Below are 15713 nucleotides of genomic sequence, written 5' to 3' on the forward strand. Positions count from 1 at the left end.
CTGAAGGTCCGATAATCATGGATGGTTGTTGCCACATGCCCGACACACCGCAAGACAAATCCGCCAGCGCACCTGACAGCGCGACAAATACTTCCGCCGGCGCACACATTGACCGGATCCAGCAGCAATTGCGGACCTCCACGTGGCAAAAACCGCGCGACGGTCTTCTCGCGACCCTTTCGCCCATCACTACCTACCCTGAGTGGTACCTGAAAGCGCGCAAGATAGACCGGGATGAAATGAAGGACCTGTTCGGTCGGCGCTGGTTATTCCAGCGTAACGTCGATGACTTGACGGCCGGGCTGCGGGGCATCAAAGAATTCGCCGAACCGCTATTGCTCAAGGCATTGAAAGCGCAACTGCAGGTGGACCTCGACGTTCGCAGCGCCGAACTGCGCCTCTACGTGCCGAGCAGAATCATCTTCGGCATCGACCGCGGCGCCGACCATGTCCGGCACATGACGTTGCTCGACGCGGCGCTGCACAACTTCGACGCTGCCGAAACCGAGCCCACGGCGTTCAGTGAGGGCTCGGGTGTTTTTACCCGTGACGCCGAGGGCGCGGCCCAGCGGCACTCGATGACGGTCGCGCAATTCGTCGGCCTGTGTCGAACCCTCGACCTTGGGGCGATGTACCAGGCTCATATCAACAGTGTGCTCACGCCGCTGTCGGCTGCGCGTCGAGCGACGTTGCAGCAGCAAACCATTGCCCGGGACAAGCAGGCATTCAAGCTGGCTGCGTTGACCGGTTTACTCAAGGGCGAGATCAGCGATCACGGGTATGGCCTGCTGCTGAAGGTGGCAGAAGAGGCGCCCGGCGGGACGCTCTACGGTTTGCCCGTGCATCAGCAGCGCCTGACGCTGATGGGGTTCCGGCTCCAGGGCATCACCTTGTTCAGTGCTATCGGTGAGCCTGGCTGGGCCAAGAACGCGGTCGATCGCCTGAGTACGCCGATCCTGAGAGCCGTGCTCGACTGGTCGAACAAAATACCGTTCCTGCCCCATCAGGACCTTGAGCGGTTCAAGTTATTGCAGGCCTTCTTCGCCAACGGCCCGCATGGACTGTCCGAGGCCATGGCGCGCAATAAGGATCACTACCAGCAAAGCCGCCCGGTGGGGCCCCTGATCGTCTACATCCCGGACGACCCGGAGCATCCGCTGCGGGAGTACGATTCCTTCACCGACTTCATGAAAAACCTGATCGGCCAACTGCGCGACAGCCAGTATCAGGCGTTCTTCAGTCGATTTGTCGCGCAACGGGACAAAGGCACTTTCTTCGCGCGGGTGAACGAGCGGCTCAAGACCTTTACCTGGCAGCATCGCGAGCCCTTGGACATGGGCCCCTGGTGGCGCGAAACCGCTACTGAAAACCCCAACCCGGAGCCGCTCACCCACATCATTAGGGGCGACCTTTGGGTCACGCTCTACAACGAGCGGCGGGGCAAGGCCATCAGCGACGCACGCAAGATCGCCGTGCCCACCGGTGACGAGGATGCTCGGAGTCGCTGGAAGCGCCTGACCGGCTACCTCGACATCGCATGGAACGTGTTCAACTTCACCGCGATGCTGGTGCCGGGGCTCGCTGAAGCCATGCTCGCGGTGATGGTGGCGCAGTTGCTCGAGGAACTGGCTGAAGGCCTGGAAGACTGGAGCAAGGGCGACCGCGAAGAAGCGGCGGCGCATATCAGTTCGGTGCTGATCAACGGCGCGCAACTGGCAATGATGGGCGCGGGGCATGTGCTGCCCGGCGCAACGCCAGTACCGATCAAGGCATCGCCGTTTTTCGACAGCCTGAAAGAAGTGCAACTACCCGATGGTTCGGCCAGCCTGTGGAAGCCCGATCTGGGCCCTTACGAACGCCCGCTGCCCTTGCGGCGCGATGCCAAGGCGGATGCCTGGGGGCTACACCGTCAGGACGGGCAGTCGTTGGTGGTGCTGGAAAACAAAGGTTACGCCGTGGGCCAAGACCCGGCCACGGGCCAGCACCGCATCCAGCATCCCGCGCGTACCAATGCCTATCAGCCGGTACTGAGGCACAACGGCCTCGGCGGCTGGGTCAGCGAAGTGGAGCAACCGCTGGCCTGGGACGAAAGCCAGGTGTGGCGCCGCGTCGGGCACTCGATTGAACAGTTGTCGACGCAACGCCAGGCTCAGGTTCGGATCGTCAGTGGCGTCGATCACAACCAGTTGCGCCGTATGCACGTCGAACATGAGCCGCCGCCCGGTGTGCTCAGCGATACCCTCAAGCGTTTTCGTGTGTATGCCGACGTCGAGACCTTGAGCCAACAGATCCTCGACAACCAGGTCGGCGAAAGCGCGGAGGGCTTTATGCCGGGCTTTATCACCGAGTTGCCACGCTGGCCGGAGTCGAGGGCATTGCAGGTGTTCGACCACGACAGCTACACCGGGGCCTCCATCCAGTACGGCAGCCTTGACGCCCCTGAGGCCAGCATCATCAAGCTCAGTCGTGGGCAATTGCACACGGGGCAGTGGGCCGAACGGGTGCTCGATGCGCTGAGCGAAGAGGAAATCCTGGGGCTGTTGGGGCAACGGGTGTCGTCAGTCCGGGCCGAACGCCTGCAGGTGTTGCGCGCTCGCCTGGCGATGCATGCCGGGCGCCAGACCGAGCGAGTGTTCAACTCGATCTATCGGCCCACGGCCGCGGTCAGCGACCGCCGACAGTTGTTGCTGCAGGGTGACTTCCCGCAATTGCCCGATCCTTTCGCTGAACAGATTCTGCGGCAAGCCAGCCCTGAAGACCTGGCGTTCGTCGATCAAAAATCGCGTGTGCCCTTGCGGCTCAAGGCGCAAGCGCGCGAGGCGATGCATGAAGTGCGCGTGGCCCGTGCCTACGAAGGGTTGTACCTCGATGCCTTGGCCGGCGCCGACACTGAACGCCTGGCCCTGCACAGCGTCGCTGCGCTGCCGGGCTGGTCCGCGAGTGTGCGGATTGAAGTGCGCGAGCTGTCGTTCAACGGCAGCCTACGCGACAGCGTCGGACCGGCGGAGGCGGCGATTCGCAGGGTGCTCGTGCTCAACGATAACGGTACCTTCGAGGCGCGAGACGCGCTCGACCAACACCTGCACGGCGCCGATGACGTTTACGGCGCACTGCTGCACGCCTTGCCCGATCAGGAGCGCTCGGCCCTGGGATTTGATATCGCCCATAAGGCGCAACTCAAGGCCCGGGTACAACAACAACCCCTTGAGCGATCCCGGTTCTCAGGGTTGTTGCAGGACGCCTCGATCCGCAAGCCGGCGTATGACCCGCAGCGCATTAAGTTAAGGGGCGGCATGCCGTTCTATCGCGTCAGTCCAGGAGAGGCGAATCTGCGCATGCGGATCCAGAGCCTTTATCCCGCTTTCGAAAACGCCGATATCGACCGCGTGCTGGACGATCTCTATCGACAGAACATCCCGATGGAGAACTACGTCAGCAGTCTCGAACAGGAGTTCAGCCAGTTGTGTAAAACGCTACAGCGCTGGCGGGACGCATCGCCCGACGCATTGCGTTTTAGCCTGCCCGGCATTGAGCAATGGCAGGCCCGCGACCAGTTCGGTACGTTGCTGCGGCGATGCTGGCAGCGCACCGGGCCCCGTGGCATCGAGGTTCCCGGCCAGGCGCATCCGCAAGCGTTGATTTTCGATGGTTTGCCGCTGGATCGCCTGCTCAGCAACTTCCCCCGGCTTGAGGCCAACTTTGACCACGTCACCTCGCTGCGCATGCGCCACACGGGCGTGATCAGTCAGCATATGCGCATGCTCAAATTGTTCCGTCGCCTGCGGTTTCTTGACCTGGCAAACAACCTGCTCACGGAATTGCCACCGCAACTGAGCGGCATGCCGTTTCTCAATGACCTGGCCTTGCAAGGCAACCACATCACCCTGGTGCAGGAGTCCATCGACCGCTTGCGAACACTCCGGCATCTGCATTCGTTGTCGCTGGCCGGCAATCCCATTGGCCGGGTGCCGGACATCTCGCTGATGTCCCGTCTGGACGTATTGGTGCTGACCAATACGCAAATCGAGACTTGGCCGCTGGGCCTGTTCAGCGTGCCGCGGCCGCGCAACTTTTACCTGGACTTGCGCAACAACCCCATCAGCGTTGTGCCACGGGTCGAGCCTGGCTCGGCCCAGGCCGAGTTGCTGGCGCGCACCCATCTGACCCGGCAGGAACCGCCCATGAGCGCTGCGGCCATCGAGCGGGTGCGCGAGTACACGGTCTCTGTTGGTCTTGACCCGGATCGCGCCTTCCCGCCACTGGGCACGGTGGAAAGTGTCCATTGGACCGAGGGCATGAGCGAAGCGCAATGGCAGCAGTTGCAACCGGTCTGGGATGACCTGGAAGACGAGTTCGGCTCCGAGCCGTTCTTTTCCTTGCTCGGTGATTTGCGCGAGACGGCTGACTTCAGGTCGGGCGGTGCTTATCGGGAGGACCTGACCAACAAGGTCTGGCGCATGCTCAAGGCGATGCACGAGAACAGTGAGTTGCGCGAATCGCTCTTTGCCGAGGCCACCGTGCCGACCCAGTGCCGCGATGGCTCGATCCAGGCGTTCAATGAACTGGGGATGCGGGTACTGGTTCATGAAGCCCGGTCGTTGGTTAATCCGGGATTGGTAGAAGCCGAACTGGTGGAACTGGCCAAGGGCCAATCGCGTATCGAGCAAGTGAACAAGATTGCCCGACGGCATGTGGCCGATCGTCTGGCGGCCGGGGAGAGGCTGCGTGCAACGGACGCCGACGGCAATGTCACCGGGACGATTGATGTGGTGGAAGTGCACCTGGCTTTTCTGGTCGCCTTGGCCGATAGCCTCGACCTGCCTTGGCAGGCACGCTCAATGCTGTTTCGCAATATCGCTGGCGTGACGCAACAGATGATCGACGATGCGTACGACACCGTGCTCACTCTGGAGCAGGCGCCGCTGTTGCGCCAGTCGATTATCGACGTGCCGTTCTGGAGGGATTACATCGAGGCCAGCCACCGCCGGTCTTTCAAAGATTTGCGCAAACGCTACACCGACACCATTGCTTTCAAAATCGCTCTGGATGAACGCGCCGAAGGTCGCGACCTGACACCCGAGGCCAGGGATAAGCTCAAGGAAGAGTTACGGGTGCTGGCGTTTGAATTGGGCAAACCTGAAAGCACGATTGCCCCGGGGCTGATCATGAGCGAAGAGGACTACGTCGCCGAACTTGCGGGCGTCGAAGCGCAGATCAATGGGTTGCGAGAGACCTTGACCCAGCAAGCCATGGATCGGGCAAAAATCGAGCGGGTGGAAATGCCGTTCACGGTGGCGGCCGCGCCCTGACTGAACGCCCACCTGTGGGAGCGCGCGGCTCCCACAGGTGCGGCGTGGCATCAGAAGAGGAAGTAGCGCTGGGCCATCGGCAGGGTGTCTGCCGGCTCGCACCACAGCAATACGCCGTCGGCCTTGACCTGGTAAGTCTGCGGGTCGACGTCGATGCTCGGCAGGTAGTCGTTGTGGATCAGATCGGTTTTCTGCACCTCGCGGCAACCCTTGACCACGGCGATTTTCTTCTTCAAACCCAAGGCCTCAGGCAAGCCGGCGTCCTCGGCCGCCTGGCTGATGAACGTCAGGCTGGTGGCGTGCAACGAGCCGCCATAGCTGGCGAACATCGGGCGGTAGTGCACCGGTTGCGGAGTTGGAATCGAGGCATTGGCGTCGCCCATCAGGCTGGCGGCGATGGCGCCGCCCTTGAGGATCAACGTCGGTTTTACACCGAAAAACGCCGGGCGCCACAGCACCAGGTCGGCCCATTTGCCCACTTCGACCGAGCCCACTTCATGGCTGATGCCGTGGGTGATCGCTGGGTTGATGGTGTACTTGGCGATGTAGCGCTTGGCGCGGAAGTTGTCGTTGCCTGCGCCGTCGCCGGGCAAGGCGCCGCGTTGTTTCTTCATTTTGTCGGCGGTTTGCCAGGTGCGGGTGATGACTTCGCCAACCCGGCCCATGGCCTGGCTGTCGGAGCTGATCATCGAGAAGGCACCGAGGTCGTGGAGGATGTCTTCGGCAGCGATGGTCTCGCGGCGGATACGGCTTTCGGCGAAGGCCACGTCCTCAGCGATGCTCGGGTCGAGGTGATGGCACACCATCAGCATGTCGAGGTGTTCGTCGATGGTGTTGCGGGTGAACGGGCGGGTCGGGTTGGTGGAGCTCGGCAGCACGTTCGGGAAGCCGCAGGCCTTGATGATGTCCGGCGCGTGACCGCCGCCGGCACCTTCGGTGTGGTAAGTGTGGATGGTGCGGCCCTTGAAGGCGGCGAGGGTGGTTTCGACGAAGCCGGATTCGTTGAGGGTGTCGGTGTGGATCGCCACCTGCACGTCGTACTGGTCGGCCACGCTCAGGCAGTTGTCGATGCTCGCCGGGGTGGTGCCCCAGTCTTCATGCAGCTTGAGGCCGATGGCGCCGCCCAGCACCTGTTCAACCAACGGCCCCGGCAAACTGGCGTTGCCCTTGCCGGTGAGGCCGATGTTCATCGGGAACGCATCGGCGGCCTGGAGCATCCGCGCCAAGTGCCACGGCCCGGAGGTGCAGGTGGTGGCGTTGGTGCCGGTGGCCGGGCCGGTGCCGCCGCCGATCATGGTGGTGACGCCACTCATCAGCGCCTCTTCAATCTGCTGCGGGCAGATGAAGTGGATGTGGGTGTCGATGCCGCCCGCCGTGAGGATCATGCCTTCGCCGGCAATCACTTCGGTGCCGGCGCCGATCGCCATGCTGACGTTGGGTTGCACGTCGGGGTTGCCGGCCTTGCCGATGGCGGCGATGCGCCCGTCCTTGAGGCCGACATCGGCCTTGACGATACCCCAGTGGTCGACGATCAGCGCGTTGGTGATCACCGTGTCCACCACATCAGCGGCGAGCAGCTGGCTCTGGCCCTGGCCATCACGAATGACCTTACCGCCACCGAACTTCACTTCTTCGCCGTAGGTGGTGAAGTCTTTTTCCACTTCGATCCACAACTCGGTGTCGGCCAGGCGCACCTTGTCGCCGACGGTGGGGCCGAACATGTCGGCGTAGGCTTGTCTGGAAATCTTCATATCTGTGCCTTGAAGGTGATGAGCGGCAAGCCGCGATCCATTGTGGCGAGGGAGTGTCAGTCGAGATCGCCCATGATCCTGCCGGCAAACCCAAACACCCGCCGATGTCCGGCCAGGTCGACCAGCTCGACTTCCCGACTCTGCCCCGGCTCGAAGCGCACGGCGGTGCCGGCCGGGATGTTCAGGCGCATGCCACGGCTGGCGGCGCGGTCGAACGTCAGAGCGTCGTTGGTTTCGAAAAAGTGGTAGTGCGAGCCGACCTGGATCGGCCGGTCGCCGCTGTTGGCCACGGTGATATTCACGGTGCGCCGGCCAGCATTGAGTTCGATGTCGCCAGGCTGGATCTGGTATTCGCCAGGAATCATCACTGGGCTCCTTGCAAAATCTTGTAGTAGAGAGCGGTGGGCCGGTAGGTGCCCTGTGGGTCGCAGGCGTAATCAGGAATCTGGCCGGCCTTGCTGTAGCCGAGGGCACGATAGAACGCTTCAGCGGGGGAGCCGGCCTCGGTGTCGAGGTAGAGCATGCCGCGCTTGTGCTGACGGGCTGCCAGCTCCAGTGCCTGCATCAGTTGCTGGCCGAGGCCGCGGCGGCGCGCCTGTTCGCGTACCAGCAGCTTTTGCACTTCGGCGCGGTTCAGACCGTTGGCTTTCTGGCACAGGTTCAGTTGCACGCTGGCCAACACCTGTTCGTCCTTGACCACCACCCACAACAGCACGCTGCCCTTGATCACCTGGGCTTGCACCTCGTCGAAATACTCGCGTGCCTGAGCGGCGTCGAGGTCGGCCATGAAGCCCACGCTGGCGCCATAACCCACCGCATCGAGCAGCAGGTCGACTAAGCCCTGGCGGTAATGCGCAATGCTTTCAACGTTGACGCGACGCAACTGGGCAGCGTTCATCGGGTGTCACTCCTTGTGGGCAACCGGCGGCTCCGCGCCGGGGTTGAGGGTTAATTGCATGAACGTCAGGTCCAGCCAGCGGCCGAACTTGGTGCCGACCTGCGGCATTTGCCCGGTGGTGAGAAAACCGAAACGTTCGTGCAGGCGAATCGACGCCGCGTTGCCACTTTCGATGGCGGCAACCATGACGTGCTTGCCACACGCTTTGGCGCGCTCGATCAGCACTTCCATTAGTCGCGGGCCAAGGCCGTTTCCGCGTTGGTCACTGCGCACGTACACCGAGTGTTCAACGGTGTGGCGAAACCCGTCGAACGGCCGCCAGTCTCCGAACGAGGCATAACCCAGCACGGCTTCACGGGCATCGACAATCACCAGGATCGGATAACCCTGGCCCTGGCGCGCACTGAACCACGCCTGGCGGTTGCCGAGGTCCACCGCTTGTTCGTTCCAGATCGCCGTAGTGTTGAGCACGGCGTCGTTGTAGATGTCGCGAATCGCCGGCAGGTCGGCGTGCAGGGCATCACGGATGTGGTAGCTCATGGCGTGGCCTCAGGCGATCGGCTGGTGGACGGTGACCAGTTTGGTACCGTCGGGGAAGGTCGCTTCGACCTGGATCTCGGGGATCATTTCCGGGATGCCTTCCATCACCTGTTCACGGCTTAGCAGCGTGGTGCCGAAATGCATCAGTTGCGCGACGGTCTGGCCATCGCGCGCGCCTTCGAGCAGCGCCGCGGAAATATAGGCCATGGCCTCGGGGTAATTGAGCTTCACACCGCGGGCCAACCGACGCTCGGCCACCAGGCCGGCGGTGAAGATCAACAGCTTGTCTTTCTCGCGTGGGGTCAGGTCCATCGTTTCGAATCCATCAAGGGCAGATAAAAAAGGTCTCGGGATGAGTGAACACAACACCCTGGTAGTAGCGAGCCTGCTTGCGAATGTGGCGTGACATTCACATCAATGGCGGATGTACCGCCGTCTTCGCGAGCAGGCTCGCCCCCACATTTTGATCGCATTTCAGGTGCTCCAGATGCGTGGCGCCAAGGCCTCGCGGCCCAGCAACGCCGGGCGCAACAGCCGCCACAACGCAATCAGCCAACCACGGGCCAACAGCGCCTCGGAGGCCAGGCACCGCGCCACCAGCAGCCCCGGCAACTGGGTCAAATCCCCGCGCACGTCATTTGGGAGCGAGCGACAAGTCTCCAGCAGTTCGCTGTCGATCTCGCCAGTCACCAGCAGGGTCGCAAACACCGGTTGCCCGTCCAGGCCAATCGGCGATTGCAGCAAGCCGTCATCCCCGACAATGCGCTGGCGTTCGTGCCAGAGCAACTGGCCGTCGCGACGGATGTTCAGGTGCGCCTGGTAATGCCCGAGGTCGAAGCGCTCGCCACTGGCCGGACGGCCCAGCGCCACCACATCCCAGTAGAACAGCCGGGCATCGCCTTCAAGCTCGATGGAGGTGCTGAGTTCGGCCTGAGCCGCGCTGAAAATGATCGTCTCTTGCGGCAGCCATTCCAGGGTGGCGCCGGCCGCCACGCGCAGATCCAGGTGTTGGTAGGCCGGCCCGGCCGCGCGGTACCACTTGGCGGCGCCGGGGCTGGTGATCTGCGCCCAGGCATCGGTGCCCACGCTGGCGCGGATGTCCAGGCGATCGCCGCCGGCAATCCCGCCGGGCGGGTGCACGATGATGTGTTGGCACACCTGCGGGCCTTCGGCGTACAGGTGCTTTTGCACCCGCAGCGGGCCAAGGTGACGGCGCAGCACCGGGCGCGTGGTCTCGCCGAAGCGGGCGTACCCCAACTCGAGTTCGGCGTGCCAGCTAGGGGTGAACAGGGCAGTGGGGGCAGATGAATTCATAATCTCTGGTTATCGTCAGGACGCTACAGGTTAGATCGTTACCAGCCCGCGCACACCCTCGGCTTCCATATTTTCACCGCGACCTTGCTGGACGATTTCGCCACGGGACATCACCAGGTATTGATCGGCCAGTTCAGCGGCGAAGTCATAGAACTGCTCCACCAGCAAAATCGCCATGTCACCCCGGGCCGCGAGTTTCTTGATCACCGCGCCGATCTCCTTGATCACCGAGGGCTGGATGCCTTCGGTGGGCTCATCGAGAATCAGCAACCGTGGACGACTGGCCAATGCGCGACCGATAGCCAGTTGCTGTTGCTGACCACCGGACAAGTCGCCGCCGCGCCGTTGCTTCATTTGCAGCAACACCGGGAACAATTCGTAGATGAACGGCGGGACTTCCTTGGCTTCGCTGCCAGGGAAGCGCGACAGGCCCATCAGCAGGTTTTCTTCCACGGTGAGGCGGCCAAAAATTTCCCGGCCCTGGGGCACGTAGGCGATGCCGGCGTGCACTCGCTGGTGCGGCTTGAACGTGGTGATCGGCTTGCCTTCCCAGTTCACCGCACCTTCTTTGGCCGGCAGCAAACCCATCAGGCACTTGAGCAATGTGGTCTTGCCCACGCCGTTGCGGCCCAGCAGGCAGGTGACCTCGCCGACCTTCACCTCGAAACTCAAGCCCCGCAGGATGTGGCTACCGCCGTAATACTGGTGCAGCTTGTCGACTTGCAACATGTTCAATCTCCTCAATCCCGCATAAACATCTCGCAAGTCTCAACGACCGAGATACACCTCAATCACCCGCTCATTGTCCTGCACCTGCTCCAGCGAGCCTTCGGCTAAAACGCTGCCTTGGTGCAGCACGGTGACGTGGTCGGCGATCGAACCGACGAAGCCCATGTCGTGCTCCACCACCATCAGCGAGTGTTTGCCGGCCAGGCTCTTGAACAGTTCGGCGGTGAATTCGGTTTCGGCGTCGGTCATGCCCGCCACCGGTTCGTCGAGCAACAGCAGTTGCGGGTCCTGCATCAGCAGCATGCCGATTTCCAGAAACTGTTTCTGGCCGTGGGACAACAACCCGGCCGGGCGATTGACCGAGGCGGTGAGGCGAATCGTTTCCAGCACTTCGGCGATGCGGTCGCGCTGCTCGCCACTGAGGCGCGCGCGCAAACTGGCCCACACCGACTTGTCGGTTTTCTGCGCCAGTTCCAGGTTCTCGAACACGCTCAAGGCTTCGAACACGGTCGGCTTCTGGAACTTGCGGCCGATGCCGGCCTGGGCGATCTGCACTTCGCTCATCGCAGTCAGGTCCAGGGTTTCGCCGAACCAGGCCTTGCCATGGCTGGGCCGGGTCTTGCCGGTAATCACGTCCATCAGCGTGGTCTTGCCCGCGCCGTTGGGGCCGATGATGCAGCGCAATTCGCCGACGCCGATGTACAGGTTCAGGGTGTTCAGCGCCTTAAAGCCGTCGAAGCTGACGCTGATGTCTTCGAGGGTCAGGATGGTCCCGTGCCGGGTGTTCAGGCCGGGGCCGACACGCTGCCCGAGGCCGATGGCATCGCGGCTGGTACCGGCATCCTTGTTGGCGGGCAGAGGCGGGAAGAACGCCGGTTCGAGCATGAATTGAGCGGTGGCCGGGACTCTCATGATTCACCTCTTTTTTTCAGCAGACCGATCACGCCTTTGGGCAGGTACAGGGTCACCACGATAAACAGTGCGCCGAGGAAGAACAGCCAGTATTCCGGGAAGGCCACGGTGAACCAGCTCTTCATGCCGTTGACCACGCCGGCGCCGAGCAACGGCCCGATGAGCGTGCCGCGCCCGCCCAGCGCGACCCAGACGGCGGCTTCGATCGAGTTGGTCGGCGACATTTCACTGGGGTTGATGATCCCCACTTGCGGCACGTACAACGCGCCGGCCAGGCCGCACAACACCGCGCTCAAAACCCAGACAAACAGCTTGAAGCCGCGCGGGTCATAGCCGCAGAACATCAGGCGGTTTTCCGCGTCACGCAGGGCGGTCAGCACCCTGCCGAACTTGCTCTGCGCCAGGCGCCAGCCGATGTACAGGCTGGCCACCAGCAACAGCACGGTGGCGAAAAACAGCACCGCGCGGGTGCCCGGTTCGGTGATGCCGAAGCCGAGGATCGTGCGGAAATTGGTAAAGCCGTTGTTGCCGCCGAACCCGGTCTCGTTGCGGAAGAACAGGAGCATGCTGGCGAAGGTCAGGGCCTGGGTCATGATCGAGAAATACACGCCCTTGATCCGCGAGCGGAAGGCGAAGAAGCCGAACACCAGTGCCAGCAACCCTGGCGCCAGTACCACCAGGCACATGGCCCAGAGAAAGCTGCTGGTGCCGGTCCAGTACCAAGGCAGTTCGGTCCACGACAGGAACGTCATGAACGCCGGCAAGCCATCGCCCGAGGCCTGGCGCATCAGGTACATGCCCATCGCGTAGCCACCGAGGGCAAAGAACAGGCCGTGGCCGAGGGACAGCAACCCGGCGTACCCCCAGACCAGGTCCAGCGCCAGGGCGACGATGGCGTAGCAGAGGATTTTGCCGACCAGGGTCAAGGTGTACGCCGAGACGTGAAATGCGTTGTCCGGTGCCAGCAACGACAACAGCGGCAGGGTCAGCAGCAGTAACAGAATCACTGCGCCCACCGCGATCGTGACTTTCGGTCCGGCCTTTTGCGAGGCCGTAAGCATCAAGGGCTGATTCATCAGTCGATCACCCGTCCTTTCAGTGCGAAGAGGCCTTGCGGACGTTTCTGAATGAACAGAATGATCAGCGCGAGGATGAGGATCTTGCCGAGCACGGCACCGATTTGCGGTTCGAGAATTTTGTTGGCGATACCCAGGCCGAACGCGGCGAATACACTGCCGGCCAGTTGCCCGACACCGCCGAGCACCACCACCAGGAACGAGTCGATGATGTAGCTCTGGCCCAGGTCAGGGCCGACGTTGCCGATCTGGCTCAGCGCCACGCCACCGAGGCCGGCGATGCCCGAGCCGAGGCCGAAGGCGAGCATGTCGACGCGCCCGGTGGGCACGCCGCAGCACGCGGCCATGTTGCGATTCTGGGTCACGGCCCGCACGTTCAGGCCCAGGCGTGTTTTGTTCAGCAGCAACCAGGTCAGCACCACCACGAACAGCGCAAACGCGATGATCACGATGCGGTTGTATGGCAGCACCAGGTTCGGCAGCACTTGAATCCCTCCGGACAGCCAGGCCGGGTTGGCCACTTCGACGTTCTGCGCGCCGAACAGCAAGCGTACCAACTGGATCAGCATCAGGCTGATGCCCCAGGTCGCGAGCAAGGTTTCCAGTGGCCGGCCGTAGAGGTGCCGAATCACCGTGCGCTCCAGCGCCATGCCGATCGCCGCCGTGACAAAAAACGCCACCGGCAGGGCGATCAGCGGATAGAACTCAATGGCTTGCGGGGCAAACCGCTGGAAGCCCAGTTGCACGACGTAGGTGGAATAGGCGCCGAGCATCAGCATCTCGCCGTGGGCCATGTTGATCACGCCGAGCAGGCCAAAGGTGATCGCCAGGCCGAGCGCCGCCAGCAGCAGAATCGAGCCCAGGGACATGCCGCTGAAGGCCTGGCCAAGGAGTTCGCCCACCAGCAATTTGCGTTTGACCTGGGCCAGGCTGGTTTCCGCGGCCGTGCGCACCCCGGCATCGGCTTCGACGCCGGGCTCCAGCAGACTCTCAAGGCGGGTGCGGGCCAACGGGTCGCCGGTTTCGCCGAGCAGGCGCACCGCCGCCAGACGCACGACCGGGTCGGTGTCCACCAGTTGCAGATTGGCCAGGGCCAGGCTCAGGGCCGAGTGAACGCTTTCGTCCTGCTCGGTGGCCAGTTGTTGGTCGAGGAATTTCAGTTGCGCCGGTTTCGCGCTTTTTTGCAGTTGCTGCGCGGCGGCCAGTCGGACCTTGGCGTCTGCGGCAAGCAATTGATGACTGGCCAGCGCGGTGTCGATCAGACCCCGCAGGCGATTGTTCAGGCGCAAGGTTTTCGGCTGGCCGTCGACCGTCACTTCACCTTGCTGCAAGGCGTTGATCAGCTCGATGCGCGCCGGATCGGGTTGCGCGGCCCAGGTCTCCAGCAGTTTGGCCTGCTGCGTGGGGTTGGCGGCGAGAAAGTCTTCGACGTCCCCGGCGTGACTGACCATCGGCAGCAACAAGACGATGGCGAGGATCAAACGGTAAAGGGCAGTGGGCATCTTGATGGCCTTACTCGGACATTGTGGGAGCGAGCCTGCTCGCGATGGCGTCGTGTCAGTCAGCCTCAATGGCGGCTGGGCTGGCGCTATCGCGAGCAGGCTCTCTCCCACAGAAGTTGTGTTGGCTTAGTTGCTCTTCACCGCATAATCCGGCTTCTTGTCGTTGCCCTGAATGAACGGGCTCCACGGCTGGGCGCGGATCGGGCCTTCGGTCTGCCACACCACGTTGAACTGACCATCGGCCTGGATTTCGCCGATCATCACCGGTTTGTGCAGGTGGTGGTTGGTCTTGTCCATGGTCAGGGTGTAGCCCGACGGTGCGGCGAAAGTCTGGCCCGCCAGGGCTTCGCGGACTTTGTCGACGTCCGTGGACTTGGCTTTCTCAGCCGCTTGCGCCCACATGTGGATGCCGACGTAGGTGGCTTCCATCGGGTCGTTGGTCACGGCTTTGTCCGCGCCCGGCAAATTGTGCTTCTTGGCGTAGGCTTTCCAGTCGGCGACGAATTTCTTGTTGGTCGCGTTATCCACCGATTCGAAGTAGTTCCACGCCGCGAGGTTGCCCACCAACGGCTTGGTGTCGATGCCGCGCAATTCTTCTTCGCCCACCGAGAACGCCACGACTGGAACGTCGGTGGCTTTCAGCCCTTGGTTAGCCAGCTCTTTGTAGAACGGCACGTTGGAGTCGCCGTTGACGGTGGAAATGACCGCGGTTTTGCCGCCGGCGGAGAACTTCTTGATGTTGGCGACGATGGTCTGGTAATCGCTGTGGCCGAACGGGGTGTAGACCTCTTCGATGTCCTTGTCCGCCACGCCTTTGGAGTGCAGGAACGAACGCAGGATTTTGTTGGTGGTGCGCGGGTAGACGTAGTCGGTGCCGAGCAGGAAGTAACGCTTGGCGCTGCCGCCTTCTTCGCTCATCAGGTATTCCACCGCCGGGATCGCCTGCTGGTTCGGCGCGGCGCCAGTGTAGAACACGTTCGGCGACATTTCTTCGCCTTCGTACTGCACTGGGTAGAACAGCAGGCCGTTGAGTTCTTCGAACACTGGCAATACCGATTTACGCGACACCGAGGTCCAGCAGCCGAAGACCACGGCCACCTTGTCCTGGGTCAGCAATTGCCGGCCTTTTTCGGCGAACAGCGGCCAGTTCGACGCCGGGTCGACGACTACCGGTTCGAGCATTTTGCCGTTGACGCCACCCTTGGCGTTGATTTCGTCGATGGTCATCAGCGCCATGTCTTTGAGGGACGTTTCGGAGATCGCCATGGTGCCGGACAACGAGTGCAGGATACCGACCTTGATGGTCTCTGCGGCCTGGACAGTCCAGGTCATGCCCATCGCGGCAATGCTTGCCGTGAGTGTGAAAGCCTTGATCAAGCTACGACGCTTCATTGTGCGATCTCCGAGAACATTTTGATTTTTTTAGGTGGGCAGAAACGGACTACTGAAAGCTCTTTAGCAAGGGCTGTGCCTGGTCGGGTTTTCGTACGTAAATGTCGTAGTAGAGCGGTGGGGCGTTGCGAGCGCCGCACCATGAGGGGACGTTGCTGACGGGTTGGTGCGCCAAGGCGCGCCAGATTGCGGCGTGGAAGCGCTGGCTGACTGCTGTCCCTGTGGGAGCGGGCTTGCCCGCGATAGCGGTCAGTCAGCCAAGGAAATGCTGAAGGTGCCGCCGCCATCGC

General features: G+C 62.5%; 12 protein-coding genes. 1 reads left to right on the forward strand and 11 read right to left on the reverse strand.

Annotated features, from left to right (window positions below; genetic code table 11):
• Positions 1 to 35: 35 nt before the first annotated feature.
• Positions 36 to 5309, forward strand: coding sequence for an NEL-type E3 ubiquitin ligase domain-containing protein (locus RG836_RS12230; RefSeq protein WP_310845714.1), 5274 nt, complete (start codon positions 36 to 38; stop codon positions 5307 to 5309).
• A gap of 50 nt (positions 5310 to 5359) precedes the next feature.
• On the opposite strand, the gene ureC is transcribed toward RG836_RS12230, so the two are convergent.
• The 11 genes from ureC to urtA form a co-directional block, all read right to left on the reverse strand.
• Entirely contained in the window at positions 5360 to 7060 is a 1701-nt protein-coding gene (ureC, locus tag RG836_RS12235; protein WP_310845715.1) for an urease subunit alpha, read from the reverse strand.
• Positions 7061 to 7116: 56 nt separating this feature from the next.
• Complete coding sequence (locus tag RG836_RS12240) at positions 7117 to 7425, reverse strand: urease subunit beta (protein WP_310845716.1); 309 nt, start codon at positions 7423 to 7425, stop codon at positions 7117 to 7119.
• Positions 7425 to 7958, reverse strand: a complete 534-nt coding sequence (locus RG836_RS12245) for a GNAT family N-acetyltransferase (RefSeq protein WP_310845718.1) — start codon at positions 7956 to 7958, stop codon at positions 7425 to 7427. The genes RG836_RS12240 and RG836_RS12245 overlap by 1 nt, the downstream gene beginning before the upstream one ends.
• Before the next feature lie 6 nt (positions 7959 to 7964).
• Positions 7965 to 8498 (reverse strand): GNAT family N-acetyltransferase, encoded by a 534-nt coding sequence (locus tag RG836_RS12250; RefSeq protein ID WP_310845719.1) that lies wholly within the window; start codon positions 8496 to 8498, stop codon positions 7965 to 7967.
• 9 nt (positions 8499 to 8507) lie between these two features.
• The gene (locus RG836_RS12255) at positions 8508 to 8810 is read right to left on the reverse strand and encodes an urease subunit gamma (RefSeq protein WP_045060358.1); all 303 of its coding nucleotides are present in this window, start codon (positions 8808 to 8810) and stop codon (positions 8508 to 8510) included.
• 162 nt (positions 8811 to 8972) lie between these two features.
• A complete protein-coding gene (locus tag RG836_RS12260; RefSeq protein WP_310845720.1) occupies positions 8973 to 9812 on the reverse strand; it encodes an urease accessory protein UreD in 840 nt (279 codons plus the stop codon).
• 30 nt (positions 9813 to 9842) lie between these two features.
• Positions 9843 to 10541 (reverse strand): urea ABC transporter ATP-binding subunit UrtE, encoded by a 699-nt coding sequence (gene urtE / locus RG836_RS12265; RefSeq protein WP_310845721.1) that lies wholly within the window; start codon positions 10539 to 10541, stop codon positions 9843 to 9845.
• 39 nt (positions 10542 to 10580) lie between these two features.
• A complete protein-coding gene (urtD, locus tag RG836_RS12270) occupies positions 10581 to 11453 on the reverse strand; it encodes an urea ABC transporter ATP-binding protein UrtD (RefSeq protein WP_310845722.1) in 873 nt (290 codons plus the stop codon).
• Positions 11450 to 12529: an urea ABC transporter permease subunit UrtC gene (urtC, locus tag RG836_RS12275; RefSeq protein ID WP_310845723.1), complete on the reverse strand. Its 1080-nt coding sequence runs from the start codon at positions 12527 to 12529 to the stop codon at positions 11450 to 11452. The genes urtD and urtC overlap by 4 nt, the downstream gene beginning before the upstream one ends.
• Positions 12529 to 14031 (reverse strand): urea ABC transporter permease subunit UrtB, encoded by a 1503-nt coding sequence (gene urtB / locus RG836_RS12280; RefSeq protein ID WP_310845724.1) that lies wholly within the window; start codon positions 14029 to 14031, stop codon positions 12529 to 12531. Before urtB ends, urtC begins: the two co-directional genes overlap by 1 nt.
• A gap of 126 nt (positions 14032 to 14157) precedes the next feature.
• The gene (gene urtA / locus RG836_RS12285; RefSeq protein ID WP_310845725.1) at positions 14158 to 15423 is read right to left on the reverse strand and encodes an urea ABC transporter substrate-binding protein; all 1266 of its coding nucleotides are present in this window, start codon (positions 15421 to 15423) and stop codon (positions 14158 to 14160) included.
• Positions 15424 to 15713 lie beyond the last annotated feature (290 nt).

Source organism: Pseudomonas rhizozeae (genome assembly GCF_031583775.1).
GTDB lineage: Bacteria > Pseudomonadota > Gammaproteobacteria > Pseudomonadales > Pseudomonadaceae > Aquipseudomonas.